The organism is Cyclobacterium sp. 10D3-21, assembly GCF_055809755.1.
On sequence record NZ_CM147924.1, the window covers coordinates 6917699 to 6939959 of the forward strand.

General features: G+C 37.7%; 23 protein-coding genes. 9 read left to right on the top strand and 14 right to left on the bottom strand.

What is annotated here, in order from left to right:
- Positions 1-112 precede the first annotated feature (112 nt).
- The 14 genes from AC0L7T_RS27035 to AC0L7T_RS27100 form a co-directional block, all read right to left on the bottom strand.
- A complete protein-coding gene (locus AC0L7T_RS27035) occupies positions 113-460 on the bottom strand; it encodes a type II toxin-antitoxin system PemK/MazF family toxin (protein WP_473339852.1) in 348 nt (115 codons plus the stop codon).
- Positions 450-680: a hypothetical protein gene (locus AC0L7T_RS27040; protein ID WP_339679520.1), complete on the bottom strand. Its 231-nt coding sequence runs from the start codon at positions 678-680 to the stop codon at positions 450-452. Before AC0L7T_RS27040 ends, AC0L7T_RS27035 begins: the two co-directional genes overlap by 11 nt.
- Before the next feature lie 186 nt (positions 681-866).
- Positions 867-1649 (bottom strand): ThuA domain-containing protein, encoded by a 783-nt coding sequence (locus tag AC0L7T_RS27045; protein ID WP_473339854.1) that lies wholly within the window; start codon positions 1647-1649, stop codon positions 867-869.
- The gene (locus AC0L7T_RS27050) at positions 1646-2002 is read right to left on the bottom strand and encodes a hypothetical protein (protein ID WP_473339855.1); all 357 of its coding nucleotides are present in this window, start codon (positions 2000-2002) and stop codon (positions 1646-1648) included. Before AC0L7T_RS27050 ends, AC0L7T_RS27045 begins: the two co-directional genes overlap by 4 nt.
- Before the next feature lie 554 nt (positions 2003-2556).
- Positions 2557-3183 carry a hypothetical protein gene (locus AC0L7T_RS27055; RefSeq protein WP_473339857.1) on the bottom strand — a complete coding sequence of 209 codons (627 nt, stop codon included), beginning with the start codon at positions 3181-3183 and terminating at the stop codon, positions 2557-2559.
- Between the two features lie 81 nt (positions 3184-3264).
- Entirely contained in the window at positions 3265-4125 is an 861-nt protein-coding gene (locus AC0L7T_RS27060) for a hypothetical protein (RefSeq protein WP_473339859.1), read from the bottom strand.
- Positions 4100-5071: a type IV toxin-antitoxin system AbiEi family antitoxin gene (locus AC0L7T_RS27065; protein WP_473339861.1), complete on the bottom strand. Its 972-nt coding sequence runs from the start codon at positions 5069-5071 to the stop codon at positions 4100-4102. The genes AC0L7T_RS27060 and AC0L7T_RS27065 overlap by 26 nt, the downstream gene beginning before the upstream one ends.
- A 683-nt stretch (positions 5072-5754) precedes the next feature.
- The gene (locus AC0L7T_RS27070; protein WP_473339862.1) at positions 5755-6261 is read right to left on the bottom strand and encodes a hypothetical protein; all 507 of its coding nucleotides are present in this window, start codon (positions 6259-6261) and stop codon (positions 5755-5757) included.
- A 179-nt stretch (positions 6262-6440) separates the two neighbouring features.
- Positions 6441-7313 (bottom strand): hypothetical protein, encoded by an 873-nt coding sequence (locus AC0L7T_RS27075; RefSeq protein ID WP_473339863.1) that lies wholly within the window; start codon positions 7311-7313, stop codon positions 6441-6443.
- Between the two features lie 33 nt (positions 7314-7346).
- Positions 7347-7607: a hypothetical protein gene (locus AC0L7T_RS27080; RefSeq protein ID WP_473339864.1), complete on the bottom strand. Its 261-nt coding sequence runs from the start codon at positions 7605-7607 to the stop codon at positions 7347-7349.
- A 68-nt stretch (positions 7608-7675) separates the two neighbouring features.
- Positions 7676-7882: a hypothetical protein gene (locus AC0L7T_RS27085; protein WP_473339866.1), complete on the bottom strand. Its 207-nt coding sequence runs from the start codon at positions 7880-7882 to the stop codon at positions 7676-7678.
- 231 nt (positions 7883-8113) lie between these two features.
- The gene (locus tag AC0L7T_RS27090; RefSeq protein WP_473339868.1) at positions 8114-9667 is read right to left on the bottom strand and encodes a M20/M25/M40 family metallo-hydrolase; all 1554 of its coding nucleotides are present in this window, start codon (positions 9665-9667) and stop codon (positions 8114-8116) included.
- A 196-nt stretch (positions 9668-9863) separates the two neighbouring features.
- Entirely contained in the window at positions 9864-10166 is a 303-nt protein-coding gene (locus tag AC0L7T_RS27095; RefSeq protein ID WP_473339869.1) for a hypothetical protein, read from the bottom strand.
- Positions 10167-10204: 38 nt separating this feature from the next.
- Positions 10205-11053 (bottom strand): universal stress protein, encoded by an 849-nt coding sequence (locus AC0L7T_RS27100; RefSeq protein WP_473339870.1) that lies wholly within the window; start codon positions 11051-11053, stop codon positions 10205-10207.
- A gap of 405 nt (positions 11054-11458) precedes the next feature.
- Between AC0L7T_RS27100 and creD the strand changes: the two genes are divergently transcribed.
- From creD to pyrF, 9 genes are all read left to right on the top strand, one after another.
- Positions 11459-12772 (top strand): cell envelope integrity protein CreD, encoded by a 1314-nt coding sequence (gene creD, locus AC0L7T_RS27105; RefSeq protein ID WP_473339871.1) that lies wholly within the window; start codon positions 11459-11461, stop codon positions 12770-12772.
- A gap of 1141 nt (positions 12773-13913) precedes the next feature.
- Complete coding sequence (locus AC0L7T_RS27110; RefSeq protein WP_473339872.1) at positions 13914-14246, top strand: ArsR/SmtB family transcription factor; 333 nt, start codon at positions 13914-13916, stop codon at positions 14244-14246.
- A gap of 70 nt (positions 14247-14316) precedes the next feature.
- Entirely contained in the window at positions 14317-14949 is a 633-nt protein-coding gene (locus tag AC0L7T_RS27115; protein WP_473339874.1) for an arsenate-mycothiol transferase ArsC, read from the top strand.
- 1 nt (position 14950) lies between these two features.
- Positions 14951-16000, top strand: coding sequence for an ACR3 family arsenite efflux transporter (arsB, locus tag AC0L7T_RS27120; protein WP_473339876.1), 1050 nt, complete (start codon positions 14951-14953; stop codon positions 15998-16000).
- Positions 16001-16096: 96 nt separating this feature from the next.
- Positions 16097-16834: a hypothetical protein gene (locus AC0L7T_RS27125; protein WP_473339878.1), complete on the top strand. Its 738-nt coding sequence runs from the start codon at positions 16097-16099 to the stop codon at positions 16832-16834.
- A gap of 287 nt (positions 16835-17121) precedes the next feature.
- The gene (locus tag AC0L7T_RS27130; protein ID WP_473339879.1) at positions 17122-18162 is read left to right on the top strand and encodes a quinone-dependent dihydroorotate dehydrogenase; all 1041 of its coding nucleotides are present in this window, start codon (positions 17122-17124) and stop codon (positions 18160-18162) included.
- 64 nt (positions 18163-18226) lie between these two features.
- Positions 18227-20695: an FtsK/SpoIIIE family DNA translocase gene (locus AC0L7T_RS27135; protein ID WP_473339880.1), complete on the top strand. Its 2469-nt coding sequence runs from the start codon at positions 18227-18229 to the stop codon at positions 20693-20695.
- Positions 20696-20713: 18 nt separating this feature from the next.
- Positions 20714-21370 carry an outer membrane lipoprotein periplasmic chaperone LolA1 gene (lolA1, locus tag AC0L7T_RS27140; protein ID WP_473339881.1) on the top strand — a complete coding sequence of 219 codons (657 nt, stop codon included), beginning with the start codon at positions 20714-20716 and terminating at the stop codon, positions 21368-21370.
- A gap of 47 nt (positions 21371-21417) precedes the next feature.
- On the top strand, positions 21418-22236 hold the full coding sequence (gene pyrF / locus AC0L7T_RS27145) for an orotidine-5'-phosphate decarboxylase (protein WP_473339883.1): 819 nt from the start codon (positions 21418-21420) through the stop codon (positions 22234-22236).
- Positions 22237-22261 lie beyond the last annotated feature (25 nt).

Here is a 22261-nt window from a genome sequence, read left to right on the forward strand (position 1 = left end):
TTTGAGGAGTTATTTCTTGATTTATTTGACTATCCTTTATGACAGGAAAAAGTTCGATCATTTACGTTAAAGACCACAAATGACCGAATCCAAGGTTCTTGGTCGGGTATTTTTATTCAAGGTCAAGGACTATCTTAATGTTCTCCTTTATAATTTCAGCCAATTCTACTGGTAAACCACCGACTCTTTTTACAAGCCTCTTATTATCTATTGCTCTAATTTGGTCAATCATTACATCACAATCCTGATGCAGATTTGCCATTCCTTTTGGCAAATGAACCCTTAAAATTTGAGCGTCTTTTTTAACATTAGTTGTAATTGGACAAATAATCGTTGAGGGATGAGGGATTTTGTTTAGTAAATTGGATTGAACAGTCAATACAGGTCTGGTTTTACCTGGTTCTGTTCCAATCTTCGGGTTCAGTTCAGCTATCCAGATTTCAAATTGATTAATCTGCATGGTCAATCTGTTCAAAGTCTTTAAGTGTTGCCATTGAATCTTTCTTTACCAAGGCAGATTCTTTTGCAAGCTTTTTTTCAATTAACAGCCGTTTCTGCATTTTATTATAATGCTCTAAAGCTTCATTTATATACCGATTTCTAGGCTTCTTTATTCGAGAAAGAATCTTTTCAGTTTCGCCAAAAATAGAATCATCAATTTTCAAGGATATTGTCTTCATCGTTTTACTGATTAACCAGACTAAATGTATATACAAAAAGTATATTCTGCAAGTAAAGAATAATAATTTAAAAAGATCCAATACTACAATCCTATTTGGCATTTCCAGCCCTTAGAATGATTATTTCTCGATTGATTTGTACCCTGAGCCTGTCGAAGGGCACAAATCAATCGGTTCGGATAAACCTTAACTCGGATCCCATTCCAGCGTATTCAATATAACCTGCAGGAAATTCGGGTTTTGATAATCTGATTCCTCATGGCCTGCCTGATAATAAAACACCATCCCTTTGCCTTTTGGACGGTACCAGCCTGAAGTGGGTTGAACTCTTGATCCATCTTCCGTTCTGAAACCATAGAGAATTGTTCTTTGGTCATCGGTAAAGCGTTGGTTCAAAAACAACTCCGTATTGACGAGTTGAAAAGCACTAAATTCACCCTCGTAATTTGTCTCGTATTCAGATTTAAATGGGGTGACTTTTTCATATTCAATCCCATTACTAGTAATAAAATGGCCAGGATTCAAATTCACCATGAAATAGGTCAAATTAGCCAATACCTTCCATGGGTATTCCTTATGGTCTCTTGGGTACAATTGTATACCTAAAAAGTCAAGCCATTCGGGATTTTTCATTTTTGAAGAGGAAATACCATGGTGCAGGACAACTAATGACCCACCATTCATCGTGTAATCAATCAATACGCTGGTAGTTCTAGGTTTTTGGGTTACATGAACATACATAAAAACAAAGTCAAAACCGGATAAATCAGATTGAAGTTCTTCTTCATTTGCTTTGCTGACGAGGTAACCCTGTTCCTCCAAGCCATCTGCCAAGACGTCCATTTCAGGCCAGGTGTCGGACACTATTAAAACCTTGTTCTTTTGGGCAAAAACTGAAATTGAAATAGGTATCAGTACGATTAGTACCAACAAAAATTTAAAGGATGGTGTAGGTGATTTTTGATTCATAATTTATTATCTAAGAAATTAAACCTATTGAGAATCCAAAGTGGCAAGGATTGTAACTTAAATGTTACAATTACAGACCTCTTTAGGTTCGAAGGTTCTCCATATTTAAATTTGATTTTATATTTCTCTTCAATTTCACTCAATAATGATTCTTTTGCTCTTATTTCTCCTTCCGTCCAATTAGACCAACCAAATTCTATTTTTCTCAGCCCTTTTCTTAGACACCAATAATCAGCATCTATCCCAGCATCAAATCCCCAATATTTAGCTGTTACTATCCATCCTTCTTTTCGGAGAGCTCTAATTATTTCAGCCCAAATTTTTGATTCAATGTCAATGGCTACTTTTTTCATCTTATCGAAATTGCAGATAACATCCGGATATGCTTTTTATTTTCCCCTTACAAGCATTCATCGAATGCAAACGAATGCAATCCTTTGCGATATATTCACCAATAATGTCTAAATCGAGAATGGCTGAATCAGTCCTAACTAACTTAACCATCGATTCAGTTTTTGTTTGGCTTCCACTTTAGAATGGATTCCCCCATTTGAGCTATCCTCCAACCCCTTTTCTACTTTCTGTATGAAAATCAAATGATCCACCGTTGATCAAACGTTAGATTTTCAGGAAGTTGATCTAAAGAATTCAATAGCTGCGTCTTAGTTATCATGAAAACAACTTTATCTAAGTAAATAATTCTCCATTAGACTTCATAAATTAAAAGTTCCACTATGCTAGACTTCTGTGAATTCTTACTACTGATGATACTAAGCGAAGTACATAGACTTCGCGTCGTTTTTATTTTTCGACAACCTATTTAATTGAATACCTATCTTATACTTACTCAATGAATTTCTTAGCACAAGTATTATAATTTAGCAATTGTTTTCGGAAGCATTCATGTTTACCCTTTCATTATGAACCAGTTATACAACTTTCTACTTTGCTCTGCTCTAAATGAAAATGAAATCATTAAAAATAATATCCCCAACATCAATAAAATAATTCCAATGGAAACTTGGTTCGAAGTAAAGTTAACAATAGATAACCCTAAAGTTGGAATAACCAATATTCTGAAAAATTTAGAAGCAGCTAATATTAGTTTAACATCATTATAACCCTTTTGATCACTCTCTTCAAGTAGTTTTATTGTATCTCCATAAATTGAAACATTTTCACTTTTATATATTGGATTTCTTTCTGCCCACTTTTCTCTTGCCTGTTTAATATGTCTATTCAAATCGGATTCTTTATTTCTCTTTTGCGGGGAAAGTAAATCATAAATCCAATCCAATAAAAACCCTGATGCTTTCCATAAAGTAATGGCCAATATCAAAATTATTATCATAATTAACGCTGTTTGGGCGCTTTCATTTAGCTCTTCTGCACGAATTATTATCAAGACTTCCTCTTTAAAATGGTTAACAAAAAAGTATATTGGAATTAGTGCTATTGGAATTCCAGGAAACATATCGAGCTTCATTCCAAAAATAGAAAGAATGCTTTTTAATTTTTCAAGTATTTCAATCATTATTTCCTTTTTTGATGGTGAGGCTTCTACATACTGATAGCTAACCACTTAATACCATTAAAGATAATAATAATGAGTAAACTACCAGCGCCGCTTCTTCAAGTCGTTTCCTTTTGTAATTCCTTTTTGAAATGCCTTCAGTAAACTAAATGTATATTCTACATCATCTTCAGATTGCCGGGCCCATTCTTTTGCAATAGCTGAAAGGTGTACTTCAGTAAGATTTTCAGCTACTACTTTCTGAATACGGTCATTAAATGGTTTCGATTTTTTCAGGTATTTCCTTGCCTCTCTACCTAGTACCTCTGCCCCAATTATTTTCTCATCGAAATCATCGGTAATCATCGTGTCGTAATGTTCTTCGGTAATTTTATCGAATCCTATATCATAGAAATGCGTTATTATTTTTAGGATATCTCCTAAATCATTATCTCTTTCTTCTGGCCTATCACTCCATGCAATTAATTTTAAAAGTATCATACCAGCTAAAGGGGGGACGTTAACCCATTTATTTTCTATTTGTATAGGAGATGGTGATTCTAGCACTTCTTGAAAACCTAGGATGTGCAAATCTGAATACCGTTTATTAAAATCCTCTGTGTCATTTTCTTGTATTTGACCAAATGGTAGTAAATCTATAACTACATTATCCTTTTCAAAATAATAAGTCCATGGTTCTTTTGCTTTACGAAAGCCTTTTATTTTTAAAGCTTCTCCAATCGCCTCGTATTCTTTCATTGAAGAGAGCATAATGGCAAAATCTATATCTTTTGTTCCTCGGCTTGGTTTAATATTGTCTTTAAGTAATTCTAAGGCAATCGCACTTGCACCAATAAGATAATATGGGACTCCAAATTGTTTCATTACTTCATCAATGAGATGAAAGACCTCGGAAAAATGGGGTATCGCTAACTCTTTATAAGATTGGTTTGATTTGCTCATTAAATATCATTTCTGCAGTTTCCTTATTTCGTTTACCTCCTCCAATTAAAAGTTCAGCATAAACAATTACTGAAGGAGCTATTTGGGTATTCAGGTTTTGATTCCAGAACATTTCTACGACTTCTAGATCACCTTCCTTTTTAGGTTTAAGTTTATAGTTCCTTATTAGGTTAGCTTGATCTTCATTCGTATAAAGAATAAATTTCTCAGGTCGCAGGTAATTGGTAATCAAGTCGGCTGCTGGCTCCCCTCCCCAAGCAGCAATCCTTTCATTTAATTGAATATCTTTCCAATCTATCCTCATTTGGTAAGTCTTTTTCTTTAACCCTGGCTTGAGGATAGTTTCATAATCTTCGACCCAGCGAAATAACAGTTCTTTTCTTTTTTGCCAAGTATATTCTTTTTTATTTAGTGGTAGAAGATATCCAGTTGCTTTCAGCCCATCTAAGACTTGCGGGATATTACCTAAACCTACACCTGTATATTCTGCGATTTCTCGTTGGGTTTTATTCACGAGCTCTGGCTTAAGTAAAAAATGAAAGAGTACTTTTAAACCCGTTTTTGTAAACGCTCTATTTCCTTTTTCTTTTGTGTGGTTAATCGGTTTGTGGGTATCTACTAATAAGAATAATTCCCTTTTTTCTATATAAACATTCCCATTTGCCTCTATATAAGGCATTTTTCGTTCACGCAAGGCAATTTTTACTTTGCTAGGAATCCGTTCTGCCACTAAAAGGACGTCTGAATCTGTTCCTTTATACGCTTCTAGCTGAGCTACAATGTATTGCCGTACTTCTTTTTTTACTTCAATAAAAAAGAGATATTGCTGTTGGTTATAATTCAGTGCAAGTTCACCATCGAATTGTCCTTTTGGTGTATAGTGAAATTGCAAAGGAATTTCTTTTTGTACATTCTCTAAGGCAATATTTAATATTTCTCTCTCCATACGTTCACAAATATAACATGTTCACGTTACGTGAACAAGAAATAAACGTGAACATAATTAAATTGCTCCTATGTTTATGACTCGTCCGGTCCTTAAAAGCTTATGCCACTTTGCCGTCATTTGATTGTATTCCTTGTTCTATTTACCAATAATAGGAATAGGTCCCTGTAATTTTAAAGTATATGAACCTCGCTACTACCTAAAATAATCCCCCCATTAACTACTCCTCTCTTTGGGCCAATGGAGATCCACCACAAAAAAAAGATATCCAAACCAACGTCCAAATAAAAACAGTTACATTTTCAATCTCCCAGTGCTAAAAATCATAAGGGTAAATTCCTCCCCTTTAGTAACCTTAATAACCAGCACCAATTTCATCAAACCACACCCCGAAAACATGGCTCAGTCTAAGAAGTTTTCCCTTATACGGCTTGCTCATTTGAGCATATAAAGCTTCAGCGAAACTCTCACGGGTTTAATTCCTAATCGAATAGGAGATTGTTTAGGTAGGATTTTCGCCTACTGGATTACCAAAGCTTCGTGGCACAAAAACGATAAATGCAGCAGATGCCCCGGTCCTGTTTGCACCTTATCTTCCGTTGATCAATGATTGCCGTTGGGGTATTTAGTATTCTAATATGGTGCAAACAGGGGTTTATGCTGCAAGGTGTTATGTGCTGAGTTCACATTACTTCAAAAGATTTGATCATACCTAGAAAGTTATCTTTATATTTAGGATACTTCTCGGTAGAAGAAAAGCTTGTTAGCATAAATATCTTATCACCTTTGGCTATCAGGTATATCAAGTTAGTTACAAAAATTCCGCGATCTTTATACTTACACTCAAACCATTTACCTTTCAATCCATTAATCGTTTCTTCCCCTTCACTCAATTTTTCATAACTACTTAGTTCTTCAAGACCACCATAAGTAACAAATGTCTGATAATATTCATCGAGAGACATGCCCTGTGAGTCATTTATGTTTATGCCTAATGTCTCAGCCTGTTTGTCGTTTGGGCCTTCAGGTGGGGCAAAAAGAGACAAGGCGCTGTACTTCTTTTCTACGGCTTTCCAGTTCGGATAGTAATTGATTGCAAACCCGTCTTCCTTATTAATGTATTCTTTCTCTTGGGCAAAAGATACTATTGAAAAGAAAAGAGTCATTTGAACTAACAATAGCTTCTTCATATTTTGTGTTTTTTTGATTTGCACATAAGGATTAAGCTATGATGAGTGGGGATCAGAAAGCTCTAACCTCTTAAACTTCTCAAAGCCACGCCTTGATTTAAATATAAAACTTGTGTCGGACTTTCCAATCCCTACGAAAATATCCTGACCGATCAAACCCCAATCATTCATTGCATATGTTAGCGGGATTTACATTTAGCAAAATCAACTTCGTAAAAACCATTCGATCGCACATTTATACCTTTTATGGTTGCTGGTTTCCAAGATTCAAGGCTTTTCACAAATTGAATTGCGATTTCTTGACATTGTTTGTCTGTGTTGCCAAAAGGAAAAACATCGAAGTTGGATGTCTTTCCATGTTCGTCAACATCAAATACTACTGTTACTCGAGTTGGTTTATAGTTCCAATAATCAAGCGCTATTGAATCCATTGTATTCTCAGGAAAAATAGAATCAGTTTCGCAATACATTAAGTTGGTCTGAATAAGCATTAGTTGTTCTTCCTCTGAAAGCAAAAGTTCAGTATATTCATCTGTCCATGTAAATTTTTCTCCTCGCCAAATTTCTTCGTATAATCTGTTTGAATTAATTGATCCTATGGATGTAATCTTATTTCCAAGTTTTTTCAGTTTTCGAATTAAACCCAAACTTCTAGGAAGGGGGCCTGTTCTGGTGCATAATCCAGTTGTTATTTCTGAGTTCTCAAAGAGATTTCCGTAATAGTCATAACTTCCGAAAACAACGTACAATGAATCTTTATCAAAGGAATAGCCACAAGAACTACCATAAGGATCGGTGATTAATGTTAGTCTGTCATTGGGTTCTCCTTTTAGGTTTTCTATAACTTCAAAAGTCGTTCTGTGATATTCTTGTTCATATCCATTTGAAGATACTTTGAAGGTTTCAATACTTATTGCTTTACCCGTGAAAATTAAGGCAGTTTCTTCAATTTCTTTTTCCAGTAATTCTGACACGCAAGAACAAGCAAATGCCTGACAAGCCCAGCAATTCAAGATGATCACCAAAAAAACTATTTTACTTATGCGTTTCATGATTCTCGCAAACGTTTGGTGTAAAATGCATTTTTACACAGTGTTATGGTGTCGTTTTAATTTATTTAATGTCCATTGCAATTCATCTTGTTCAGCCTTATACCCGCTAATCTCTCCGCAGGTTGAAAAAGTTGAAATATTAAAACCTTCTTCTATATCATTATACCATACAGCAAGGTCTCCACTTATTGCTACTACCAGAAATCCTCCTCCTTCTTTTCCAAATTCCTTTTCAATCCATTTTTCAGGTTCGATTGAAATCTTTTGCCAATAGTCTAACTGAACTTGTGTCATTTGTTTAAGACCTTTTTCAATTTCCGTATTCAGTTCATTAATCTATATTGGTTTCCAGCTATTCATATTCAATCTTTTGGGAACCATCCTTGTTCAAATCGGTTGAGATAATCAGTTATTTCTGCATTTCTGTTTTTACCATCCATATCAGTACAAACAACTTTTTTTCTTTGATATGTTTTTATTTCGTCCATTCTTAATGCACCACAACAATTGTATGTAGCTATGTTTACCTTCAGAGTTGCATATATACAGCCTATCTCCTCAATTTCCAACTGTCAAATTAAGAATTTAGGACAAGTATTCAAGTGTCAACCCTATATTTAATTTTGAAGAAGAAGAGAACGACTTTAATAACCAATGGCCATTAGTTAGTTATAAACTATAAACCCTGTGCATTTAAAAAAATAATCGAAAGAGCTTTCCTATTGCCCTAAGAAATTTATCAATCATACATGAAATCCCAGGTGTTTTAATACATGATCCAAACCCATAAAATCAACCCCCTACTCCTCCCTAGGCATTCTTTCATCCCTTTCTGAAATCTGATAGACAAGGGCAGCAATCACTGTGGCATTGATCATCACATCTCTTTCCGGTACGTATTCCAAAGCATCCAGATTGGTATGGTGGGTTACGGTGAAATAGTTTAGCATGTCCTGAATGATCTGGAATCCGGGGATCTTGTAATAATCGAAAACATCGTGGTCTGTGTAATTGGTGTTTTGGATGCTTAGGTTATCCACGTCGAGATGCTTGTAGGGAGTCAGCATTTCTTCAAAAATAGGCCGTACGCCTTCGTTGCCTTGCAGGTAGATGCCTCGCATTTTACCCGCTCCATTGTCCATATTCAAATAGGCGGAAATTTTTTCAACTTCCTTTTTTCTGCTGCTTTCCCCCACTTTGCCATAGTGGTCTTCAGCATAGGCCAAAGAACCTAAAAAACCTTGCTCCTCCCCTCCCCAAAGGGCAATTCTTATGGTTCGCTTAGGTTTTAATCCTGTGGCTTTGATGATGCGCATCACTTCCATCATCACTCCCGTGCCTGCCCCATTGTCTGTAGCTCCGGATGCCGGATGCCAGGTATCAAAATGGGCACCTATCATCACCACCTCATCCTTTAATACGGGATCTGAACCGGTAATTTCTCCGATGATGTTCACATTATTTTTAGGCTTCAAATAAAGTTCTGAGTCCAGGTGAAATTTGATTTTTGGTTGAATGGACCTGTCTACCAAACGTTTTAATTTCCCGAAACTTTCAGGGGAAATCGCAAAATAGGGAACGGATTTGATATGGCTTTCTCTAAAACTGTAGGTACCACTCGGATGAACAATGCCAGGAAATAAAGGGGTAGTTCCTAAAATGCTAAGTGCTCCCTGCTCTTTCAAAAAGGCATAAAAAGCATCGTTCTTCCGCATTCCTTTTTCGAAAACAACATCCTTATTGGCCACCAAGTCCACATTTCCGGAAGTTGGCCCCAGGGGGCTTGGGGAAGCAGGTAGGATGTCTTTTTTAGCACCTTCTATTTCTTCATTGGTAAATCGAGTTGAGAGCGGATCAAATAACATGTTTTGCTTGGGAACTGAACCTATCAAAACAGTCTTGCCTTCCAGTTTGCCTGCCCATTGTTTTTTCACGGCTTCTATGTCGCCATAATTTTCTATCCAAACCATGTCCCCTATTTGCACCCCATTTGAACTTTCGGTCCAGGCATAAGGATAGGCATGTATTTTCATATAGGCCGGTTCAATCATTTCCACATTAAAGGACTTTACTTCCCAACCCATGCAATCGTCACAATAATTCTCAAAGTACACCTTGTCCACGCCCCAGTTTTCCAGGGTTTTCTTCGCCCATTGGGCTGCAGTAAGGTATTGATCTGTTCCGGTCAACCTAGGCCCATAAACATCAGACAAATCTCCAATGAGTTGCATGACCTGCGATCGCTGAAAGCCTTCTGTGTTGATTTTGGAAAGCGCCTGGGACTTTGTCTGGCTAAATGCCGAGAATCCAACAAAAAGAAATGCTGCAATAAGAAGAGTAGAAAAGACTTTCATAAAGTGAGCTATAATATGCTTAGTTAAAATCGAATGAAATTAACAAAGAATAGCGAAAGCACAATGCTTGAAATAACTAAATGGTAGATTTAGCTGACCTATTGCCTAATCCAAGGCTCCACAGCATTCCTACTTCCTTCTCTCCAAATGAAACAAAAAAGTCCCTTTGGTCCAGCTTCATTCTTACTATAGGCAATTAAAATCCCATGAGATTATAGCCCGGACATATCAAAGGAAAAATTATAAAGAGGTGTATGAAAAACAAAAGCACATAGACCATTCCCATCACCAGAGGATATACAAGCATATTGTGTTTGGTCTGTGGAGAGATATTGTGTGACAATAAGCCATGAACTCCTCCCATAAACATTAGAAATGGGACAACGGCAAATAATTGCAAGAAACTAGCGGCGTAATTTTGGTAGGCCACACCATAAAAGTAGCCACCAATAAGAATGGAGAGGACAATTAAAATCCAGGATATTCTTTTAGCTATCATGATTTTAAGGGGTTATGAAGTGAATTATTGATTTTGAATCAATTGGTATAGTTGTTTTTCATTAAACTCAGCACAGGGACATGGCTCTGGAATTCCATTTTTTTCACCAGATCCGGATGAAACAATTTTTCCAATAATCCTGTCTCTTTTTTTTCAAGCATAACCAATAAATCTATTTGGTTTTGGTCAATGAAATTCACCAACCGATCTTCGGCTTTCTCTGAATACAGCCCTTGAAAACTAATACTGGGATAGTTTATCAAGTCATGAATTTGTTTTTTAAAGTACTCTAAAAACTCAGCACTTTCGGCCTCATCATATTTGCTTACATGCGTAACAATGATCTCTGGATGAAATGGAGACAAGATTTGAACCAAATGCTGTAAAGCCTTAAGGTCTTCTTTTTGGAAGTCAGAGGCGAATAGCACTGTTTTCAATTTAAACTTTAGGATATTCTCGGGTACGGCCAAAATCGGAATGGGAGATTTACTCAATAAGGATTTGGTGGTACTTCCAATCAACAATTCTTTGACTTTACTTCCTCCTTTGGTCCCCATCACTAAAAGGTCAGCCCCACTTTTTTCAATTGCCTCTAATATCCCTTTTGTCACGGAATCATTTTCAACAGTCAGGTAGCTGACATCCAAAATTTCATCACTGCCAGTATGTGCTTCGAAGAGCTTGACTAATTTTTTATCTGCTTCCCTAATTCCTGATTTTTCCATATCAAGAGGGTCTTCTAAATAGGGATAATCCCAGGCAGTAGGTACTTCAAAAACATTAAGCATTACCACTTCAGCACCATGGTTTCTGGCAAGGTTCAAAGCAAAATCCAGAGACTTTTCGGCATTTTGCGAAAAATCCGTAGCATACAAAATCTTTTTCATAACAAGCTTCTTTTGGTTTACTCATTAAACCTACTTGAAACTTATAAGAAACTATATGATATAAGTCACTGTAACGCTGATGTGGAGTCAAATCTATAACTAATTGTGATTAAAGCTCACACAGGGCTTCACCCTGGGCTTTGATATTTTGCCCTTTCAGGGCTGGAATTTTGCTTCTTTATTGAGTCCTCGTAAAGGCTGACATCTCACAGCGATGGGTATTGACCCGTCCTTACATGGGTTTATAATTTCACAAGCCGTGGAAGGGCGAGATATTTTCTTCTCGAATCCGGGTTTAACCAAAATTAACTTAGTAAGGCACGCTCTTTGTAAAACTGAAAAAAGTCAAGCTCCTTTTTATGATACATTATACAAATTAAGTAAGCCTTCCTCCTCATGAAAAACATGAAAACCAATATTTACTTTAAGGTGACGACAATCGTAATCATTACCTTATTACTGCTTATTCCTACTTTCATGATAAGGACCTTAATTACAGAAAGGGAGTGGACACAAAATGATGCTATCAGGGAAGTAAGTGCCAAATGGGGTGAGGAACAGACCATTTCAGGACCATTTATTTCAATTCCCTATCATCGATATGTAAAGCAATTCTCACAGAAAGACTCTATAGAGAAAATTGTTCAGCTAAAGGAATACCTCCATGTATTGCCCACACAGCTTACCATTTCAGGCCAAATTAACCCGGAAAAGCGCCATAGGGGCATCTACGAAATAGTCGTCTACAATTCAAAACTTGATATTTCAGGAACTTTCAACCAATTTGACCTTAAGGCCCTGGACATTCAACCTGAAAATATTTTATTTGACAAGGCAGAATTTGTGGTTGGTATAAATGACCTGAGAGGAATTGAAAAGCAAGTGAATTTAAACTGGGACAAGGAAAAGATTTCATTCAATCCCGGTGTACCCTCCAATGACATCACTGGCAGCGGCATCAATGCATCATTAGCAATCGACCCAAATGCGGATAAAATCTACAATTTCGATTTTAGTCTGGACCTAAAAGGAAGCCAAAAACTATACTTCACACCCGTAGGCAAAGTAACGGACATTGACCTCTCCTCAGAATGGCCCAACCCAAGTTTCAACGGGGCTTTTTTACCAGACAACAGAGAAGTAAGCGAAGAAGGGTTCAATGCCAATTGGAATGTGCTGCACTTGAACAGGAACTATCCGCAAATTTGGGCAAGTAGCCGCCATTCAATTGAGCACTCGGCTTTTGGGATAGACCTACTCCTACCCGTTGACAATTACCAAAAGTCCTATAGATCCATTCGGTATGCCATATTGTTTATCGGTTTTACCTTCCTGGTGTTTTTCTTTATTGAAGTGCTTAATAAAATTTTCATTCACCCTATTCAATACATTCTGGTTGGGGTATCTCTGATCGTTTTTTACACCCTATTACTGGCCATCTCGGAACACTTAAAATTTAACCTGGCATTTATTATTTCTGCCGTTGCTACACTTTCTCTCATAGCTGGTTATGTCAAAGCGATTTTGAAATCAACAAAATTGACGATGCTGATTTCAGGGGTTTTGGCAGTGCTGTATTCCTTTATTTTTGTTATCATACAACTTCAGGATTACGCCCTACTAATAGGCAGTATTGGTGTATTTATAATTCTAGGTATCGTGATGTATTTCTCCCGTAAAATTGACTGGTACAATTTAAACCTGGAGGCAGAAGAATAGTATACCACCTTTTCAGGACTTGGATTTATCTTCTTTCCCATGGCCTGAAAGGATCTGAACTAAAATGATCATGGCTTTACTCACAGGCGTATGATTAAAGCTACAAAAAAGCAACTTATTGAAAGATGTTCAACCCTTCGGGGTTGAGAAAAATGATGCCAGTTCTGGTCCACGGGTTTTCACCCGTGGCTATTATTGGTGAAGCCCCTCAGGCTTCTTCGGGTCATCCTTATTACCAATTCTCCATCAACCTCAATAGGAAGTCAAAAGCTAAGCATTATAGTGATCTTGGCCTGAAAGGGTGATATCTCCAAGCGATTGATGAAGTCCATCGTTATATGGTTTATATTTTCACAAGCTGTAAGGGCGAGAAATTTTTCTGTTTGCACAACAAACCTATTACCAATTAATTTTAGGTTTCGGTTTCTATTTGAGCTTTGTCACAAGTATTTACGATCCATTTTATGGAATACCACTTCCGAGTTTTAATCGCCATTTCAGGACTTGGACCTTCCGATGCAATAAGTATTTCACCCTTTCCTTAAATTGTCCTTCTAATTCGGCTTGTATATTTCTTCTTTACTGAGGTCAGGGCTTGATTTTTCGAAATCCACAATTAAACTCCTTTTACAAGATAATTCTGATCAAGAAATTATTTTAACCTTTATACTTCCACATTTCCTACATTTTTCCAGATTATCCATTCCTAGCCCTGAAAGGGCGATATATATCAGCACAGGGTGTCAGCCCTGTGTGTGTTAAATGGTTTATAATTTCCCAAGCCCTGGAAGGGTGGCATATTTTCTCCATTGAACCCGGATTATGTAATAGAATTCGTGATGAGTGTTGCAATCGCAAGAAAATCAGGCTGTTTGGAGATTTTAGCATAGCACCGCTATGGTGAAATTGAAAACAGCAACGAAGTGGCTGATTTTAAAGCGATTTCAGCACGTAATAGATTGTCTATTGCATATTTCGGGTTGAACAAACCTGTAGGGAATAAGTTGTTGACAGGGTTTCCATTTGACCTTTGTCAATGGGTTTGAACTAATATTTCACTGGAAAGAACAACCAAAAGCGTATAGCCAATTTTGATGATTTAATTATTTATCGTAATATTGCAATTAAATAATGCAGGAACATGGGACTAGCAAAAACAGAGATATTTACCGATAAACAAAACGAAATTGCTTTGTTTGCAAAGGCTTTCGGGCATCCTGCCAGAGTTTCCATTTTACAATACTTATTCAAAATAGATTCCTGTGTTTGCGGCGACATAGTAAATGAAATCGGCCTGGCCCAACCTACCATATCACAACATTTAAAGGAACTAAAACACCTGGGTTTGATAAAAGGCAATGTGGAAGGAACAAGTGTTTGCTACTGTATCAATACAGAAAAATGGGCAGCCATGAAGACAATTATGGCTGAATTTCTAGACCAGGACATTTCAAATAAACCCAATTGCTGCTAAAAAAATTTTACTTTATTAATCGTATTATAGCAATAAATAGATAAAAATTCCTAATCCAATCCACCTACCAATGCAAGCAACTCGGTCTACACTTTTTCCGGAAATAATAAACACCATCCGAAATTTAAAACCTGAAGAAATTACGGATGCCCGCAAAACAGTGTTAAAACCCCTGATTGAATTTATTCAGCTCAAAGTGGACAACCAACAAGAAATTCGCATCAATTTCATTTGTACCCACAATTCGAGGAGGAGCCACTTGTCCCAGATTTGGGCACAAACGATGGCTTATTATTTTGGTGTAAAAAATGTTTTTTGCTACTCAGCAGGAACAGAAGCCACAGCGCTTTTTCCAATGGTTGCCGCAACCCTACAAAATTCAGGGTTCCATATTAAAGCTATCTCAGGAGATAACAACCCAATTTACAGCATAAAATATTCTCAAAATCAGCATCCTATCATAGGTTTTTCCAAAAGCTTAGACGATGAATTCAATCCAAAATCTAACTTCGCAGCGATCATGACCTGCTCACAGGCAGATGAAGCTTGCCCCAATATCGCAGGGGCAGAGAAACGGATTCCGATAACTTTTGACGATCCAAAAGCATTTGACAACACACCTGAGCAAGCGGAAAAATACCAGGAAAGAAGCCTACAGATTGCAACTGAATGCTACTACGTTTTCTCTCAAATCAAATCATAAAATGACAGCTAAAAAATTAGGGTTTTTAGACAGGAACTTAACACTTTGGATTTTTGTGGCGATGGCAATTGGGGTGAGTTTGGGCTATTTCTTTCCAACCTTTCCTTCTATTATCAACTCCTTCAATAGTGGGACAACCAATATCCCCATAGCCATAGGTCTAATTTTAATGATGTATCCTCCTTTGGCAAAGGTCAACTATTCCCTCCTGCCCAAGGTTTTCAGAAACACAAAAATCCTTTCCATTTCTCTTGTCCTCAATTGGATTATTGGCCCGGTCTTGATGTTTTTATTAGCGATCACTTTTTTAAGGGATTACCCTGAATACATGGTTGGCCTAATTCTAATTGGTTTGGCCAGGTGCATTGCCATGGTATTCGTTTGGAATGACCTTGCAGAGGGAAGTGCTGAATATGGTGCCGGTTTAGTGGCCTTAAACAGTATTTTTCAGGTTTTCGCTTACAGTTTTTATGCCTGGCTATTTATAACCGTCCTTCCCCCCTATTTTGGCTTTGAAGGTGCCATAGTGGATATTTCGATCGCAACCATAGCTGAAAGTGTAGCCATCTATTTGGGCATCCCATTTCTGATGGGAATTTTGAGCCGACTCCTATTGGTTAAACTTAAAGGCGAAGAATGGTACAATAGCGTATTTATTCCAAGGATCTCTCCGATGACTTTGATCGCCTTATTGTTTACAATCGTGGTTATGTTTTCTTTAAAGGGCGAATTGATTGTAGAAATTCCGATGGACGTTTTGCTCATTTCCATCCCTTTGCTACTGTATTTCACCTTGATGTTTATCATTGGCTTTTTCGTTACAAAAGCAATGGGCGCAAAATACGACCAAACGGCAGCTGTTGCCTTCACGGCAGCCGGAAATAATTTTGAGTTGGCCATCGCAGTATCCATCGCTGTTTTCGGGCTAAATTCAGGACAAGCATTTGCAGGCGTAATCGGCCCTTTGGTAGAAGTGCCAGCATTGATTTTATTGGTTCGGGTTTCCTTTTGGCTAAGAAAAAAGTATTTTAATATTCCAGCAAAAACATAAGCCTCCACTAATTTTAAAGGAAAGGTAAAAATTAAAATTTATAACATGATTGAATTTGCTAGACAAATTAATACTGACATCCAACCCTAGTAATCTATGAGTAAAATAGAAAAAAAATCTATAAAAGAAATCTGTAAGGAAATTGATCTGATTATTGAGGGATCGACAGAAAAGATTAACTATAAATACAATCGGATGCATTTGAATAATGCATTGAAAAACAATTTAAGTGTTGAAGATATAGAATTGTTCTGCAAAGCGGTAGTAAAAATCGCAAGAACAAAAAACAGAATTTTGAGATACCTGGAAAACCAGTATTGGTCTTTCATCGACATAATTCCATTTGAATTTATAGGAATACAAGGTCTTTCTATTGATGAAGAGGAAGAATTATTGCCCAATATTTCCTACACCTTCCCAGAAAAAACAATATTGTCAAAATTGTTGGGACTAGCCTATGAAATTCTCGCACTTAAAGATGATAACAGCAAAGGCAGTGACTTAAGGCGGTCTGGTTCATTGAAATTAATTGTTGAATTACAAGATTTTTACCAGGTTCCAGGAGTAAAAGAGGTTCTGATAAATTCAATAAATAGTAAAAATAAAAATGAACAGTTTACTGCTTTGGAAGGACTGGAAAATTATTTTAGCCTTTCTGAGGATGAATTAGATGATAAATTTATTCAAAACCTCAATTCCATTATTGAAAAAGCAACGGACCAGATAGTTGTGTACCAATGTTTGCAAATTCAAGTCATAACTGGAGTGATTGACGAGGGAACAGCATTATTTTTAATGGATGATTGGAAGGATGAAAATCCAGATCGGTACTGAAGCCGGTATAAGAAGGTAGAACTCATTTTTAAAATTCACCCTTTTCCTGCTCACTTTAGCTAGATATATATTCAAAAGCTGAGACTTCTACACCGAGTCCTTCCCAAAAGGTGTCAAAGGGACAGTTAGTTCGGTTTTTTTAAGGTAATTTTATCTTGAATTCAGTTTAATAAAATTTCAGTCATTATTTCCTCCCAAGAAATTTAATATCTGTCACATTGCTGGAACAATTCCGGTCGATTGTCAAAGAATTGCGTTATTTTTGTGCCTGAGAAAAATTCATCGTCGTGTACAAACAAATCATAAAGCCCCTTCTTTTTCTAAAAAACCCGGAATCTGCGCATCATTTCACCTTTTCCTGGATCAAAAGACTGTTCAATTTACCCTTGCTTAAACAAGCGATAAAGGGAAATTTTGCATTTGAACACAAAGAATTGGAGAGAGAAGTGTTTGGGTTAAAGTTTAAAAACCCAATTGGTTTGGCCGCTGGATTTGACAAAGATGCGAGGCTTATTGATGAAATGTCACTTCTAGGGTTTGGTTTCATTGAAATTGGCACCTTAACTCCTAAACCTCAGGAGGGGAATCCCAAACCAAGGATGTTTCGCCTTCCAGAGGACGAAGCACTGATCAACAGGATGGGTTTTAATAATGGCGGCGTGGCTGCGGCTGTAGAAAGATTAAAAAACAGAAAGTCTGGTGTATTGGTGGGAGGCAATATTGGTAAAAATAAAATTACTCCCAATGAAAATGCCATACAAGATTACCTTTTCTGTTTGCATGCATTACATGCTCATGTAGATTATTTTGTAGTAAATGTAAGTTCTCCCAATACCCCAAACTTAAGAGAGTTACAAGAAAAAGAGCCATTAAAAAAATTGTTGGCAGTTGTCAATGAAGCCAATCTTACTTACGACAAACCCAAACCTATACTGTTGAAAATAGCGCCAGATCTTACAGATGGCCAGCTTGACGACATCATCTCAATAGTACAGGAAACAAAGATCGCAGGAGTAATTGCAACCAATACGACCATAGACAGGGAAGTATTGCGTACACCAGCAGACCAGGTAAAAGCCATGGGTGCCGGAGGCATTAGCGGCAAAGTATTGAACGAAAGAAGTACAGAAGTCATCCGATACCTGACCCAAAACTCAGGAAATGCTTTTCCAGTAATTGGAGTAGGCGGTATTTTTTCTGTGGCAGATGCAAAAGCAAAATTAGCAGCGGGAGCTAGTCTGGTTCAGGTCTATACTGGTATGATTTATGAGGGGCCCAGCTTGGTTAAGCGCTTGAAAAAAGGTCTGATAAATAATTCAGGGAAATAACAGAACTTTTTTATTTCCAAAGCAAGCATTAAATTACATCCCTACAGCGGAGAAAGGAAGCACCATGGCTGCAAATACGTACAAAAAAAATACATTTAAGAAGAAGGAAACGCCTGGGAAACCAGCCCCTAAAAGCAAAAGGAAGTTTAACTTCGCTTTATTCACAGATAAGCGCTGGAGTTTGTCTTTTGGAATCATTTTTATGATGCTTTCCATTTTTATGCTTTTGGCTTTTTTAAGCTACTTATTTGTTGGTCAAGCAGATCAAAGCCTGGTGAATGCCTCAGGGATGCCTCTTCGCACCAAGGCTGGTGAAACCCAAAACCTACTTGGCTACACGGGGTCAGTTATAAGTTATTTTATGATTTACCGTTGGTTTGGGATCGCCGCATTGTTCTTTCCCCCATTTCTGTTCTTTTGGGGGTATAAATTGTCCTTCAAAGATTCATTGGTGTCCCTTACCCGTTATGCAGGGTTCTCGCTTTTCTTTTTGGTTTGGCTGGGCTTGTTGATGGGATATTTGGTACACCTTATTGATGGCTTCAATTACCTGGCTTTCCTCAGTGGCGGATTTGGTTATGAACTTGCTATCCTATCTGATGCCTTTCTAGGTTGGGGAACATTTATCCTGATTTTCGGTACGCTATTGATATTTGTGATCGTCTTTTTTAATGTAGATCAAATCACCTGGTTTAATACTGCTGATAAAGAGCCTACGCAACCAAACGAGGATTCTCAAAGTGAAAATGAATACCTCAGCGAAGACGCTTACGAAGAACAATCACTGGAAGAAGAGATTGATGAGATAGAAGAAGAGGAAGCAGAAGTGGACACTAACAGTTGGAAAGTGTCCGATGCTGATAAATCTGCCCATACAGCTAAAAAAGACAAACCCGTAGCTCCAGCTTTTAAAATAGAGGACACTACCAAAGATAACCCTGTAAGATCAGAGGAATCAGTGGCAACAAATGACTTTGTGGTCAACAACGGCAAGGAAGAAAAAACTGCTGAAATGGTCGAAAACCTGGACCCTTATGATCCTACTTTAGACCTTCCAAGTTATCAATTCCCCACTTTAAACCTACTAAACGAATACGACCAACAAAAAGTAACCGTAACAAGGCAGGAATTAGAGGAGAATAAAAACAAGATTGTTGAAACCCTGATAAACTTTAAAATAGGTATCCAGGAAATTAAAGCAACCATTGGACCCACGGTAACACTTTATGAAATAATTCCTGAACCAGGGGTAAAAATAAGCAAAATTAAAAATCTGGAAGATGATATCGCCCTTAGTCTGGCGGCATTAGGAATCCGTATTATTGCTCCGATTCCCGGCAAAGGAACAATAGGAATAGAAGTGCCGAACAAGAATAGAGAATTGGTGGCCGCCCGATCGGTATTGGGCACTGAGAAATTCATGAAGAGTGACAAAGAGCTGCCTGTGGCTTTGGGTAAAACCATTTCCAATGAGGTGTTTGTTGTTGACCTGGCTAAAATGCCTCACCTCCTTATGGCGGGAGCAACAGGTCAGGGTAAGTCGGTAGGTTTGAACATGATCCTGGCTTCTCTTATCTACAAGAAGCACCCTTCACAGCTGAAGCTTATTTTAGTGGATCCTAAAAAAGTGGAGCTTACCTTATTTAATAAAATTGAAAGGCATTTTCTAGCCAAACTGCCCAATGCTGAAGAGGCCATAATAACAGATACGAAAAAGGTAATTTATACCTTAAATTCACTTTGTATCGAAATGGACAACCGCTACGATCTTTTGAAAGATGCCGGTTGTAGAAACTTGAAAGAATACAATACGAAATTTGTGGCAAGAAAGCTTAGCCCAGAGAAAGGGCATAAATTTATGCCCTATATCGTATTGGTCATCGATGAGTTAGCCGACTTGATGATGACTGCAGGCAAAGAGATTGAAGGCCCAATAGCCAGACTGGCTCAATTGGCCAGGGCCATCGGTATACACCTTGTCCTAGCGACCCAAAGACCATCTGTAAATGTAATCACGGGTATAATTAAAGCCAACTTTCCGGCAAGACTGTCCTTTAGGGTTACGAGTAAAATTGATAGCCGTACCATTCTCGACGCAGGTGGTGCAGAACAATTGATCGGCATGGGTGACATGTTACTCTCCATGGGCTCTGATGTTATCCGTTTGCAATGTGCTTTCTTAGACACCCCTGAAGTGGAAGCGGTATGTGACTGGATAGGTGACCAGCGAGGCTACTCGGATGCCTACCTATTGCCTGAATTTGTAGGCGAAGAAGGTGATAGTGGCGTGGGAGAAGTTGACTTGGCTGAGCGAGATGCATTGTTCGATGATGCGGCAAGGCTGATTGTGATGCATCAGCAGGGAAGTACATCGCTAATACAAAGAAAATTGAAGCTAGGTTACAACCGAGCAGGAAGAATAATTGACCAATTAGAGGCAGCAGGAGTCGTGGGCTCTTTTGAAGGCAGCAAAGCCAGGGAGGTATTGGTCCAGGATGAAAACACTTTGGAACAGTTATTGAAGAACCTTTAAAATATATTGATTTATAAAATGTTAAGTAAAAAAATAATCACCTTAATTCTCCTTTTTACCTGCTTTTCCCATGCTTTACTTGCACAAAGTGACGCCAAAGCAGTAAAAATACTCTCTAAAGTGAGCGAAAACTATAAAAATCTAAACGGTTTCACTGGCCTTTTCGAGTACAACTATTCTACTGAAGATGAAGGACTCATCCAAACCAACACGGGAAATGTGACGGTTAAGGGTGACAAATACAGGCTCACACTGAATGATCAGGAAATATTTAATGATGGAAAAACAGTATGGACACTGATCAAATCCAGCAAATACAAAGAAGTCACTATCAATAATGTAGAGGACGATGCAGATGAGTTGACTCCCTCAAACGTTTACAACATTTATAAAAAAGGATACATTTCCAAACTTATAGGTAGCAGCGAGATCAATGGTGTGCCTGCCAATGAGATTCTGCTAACTTCTGAAAAACCCAATGCACGGTTTAAAAAAATTAAACTTTACGTAGATAAAGTGAAAAATGAAATACTTGCCTGGGAAATAAAGGATGATGTGGGAGGAACTTTCAAATATACCTTTAAGGAATTGAATCCAAATGTGCAGATTGTAGACGATTATTTTGTGTTTAAAGCAAGTGAAAATCAAGATGTAGAGGTTATTGATTTGAGGTAATGCCCCAGATCCAGGTTAATCATTTCATTTTTTTATAAATTTACCACATGACTTCTCAAGAAATATTTGCCCAAATAAAAAAGAAAGCCTCCTTTTTGTGTGTAGGTCTTGATCCCGATCCACAGCGAATCCCCAAACATCTATTAAAAGAAAAGGATCCTGTATTCACTTTCAATAAGGTTATTATTGACAACACCATAGACCATGCTGTGGCTTATAAGCCAAACCTTGCCTTTTATGAAGCGATGGGGCCGGCAGGTTTAGAAACACTTGCCAAAACACTGGAATACCTTCCTGAAGAAGTCTTTACTATCGCAGATGCCAAAAGAGGTGATATAGGAAATACCTCAAGATTATACGCCAAAGCTTTTTTTGAGCAAATGAATTTTGATGCCATCACTGTGGCCCCATATATGGGAGAGGACAGCGTTGGACCATTTTTAGAATTTGATGGTAAATGGGTGATATTGCTCGCCTTAACTTCCAATCAAGGTAGTCAGGATTTTCAATTAATAGAAAACAAAGACAACCAGCCACTTTACGCTTCTGTGCTGGAAAAAAGCAAAACCTGGGGAAATACTGAAAACATGATGTATGTGGTAGGTGCCACAAGAGGCGAGTCAATTGCCGAAGTAAGAAAGCTTGTTCCCGATCATTTCCTGTTGGTTCCTGGAGTTGGTGCTCAAGGAGGAAGTCTGGAAGAAGTCGCCAAGTTTGGAATGAATAAACAGTGCGGCCTTTTGGTCAATTCTTCCCGTGGCATTATTTATGCATCAGCCGAAAAGGATTTTGGCGAAGCTTCCAGGAAAGAAGCATTGGCCCTTCAATTAGCTATGTCTCAGCTATTGGATAGTTACTGTAAATAGAATATCCAACGCATATATTTCGTAT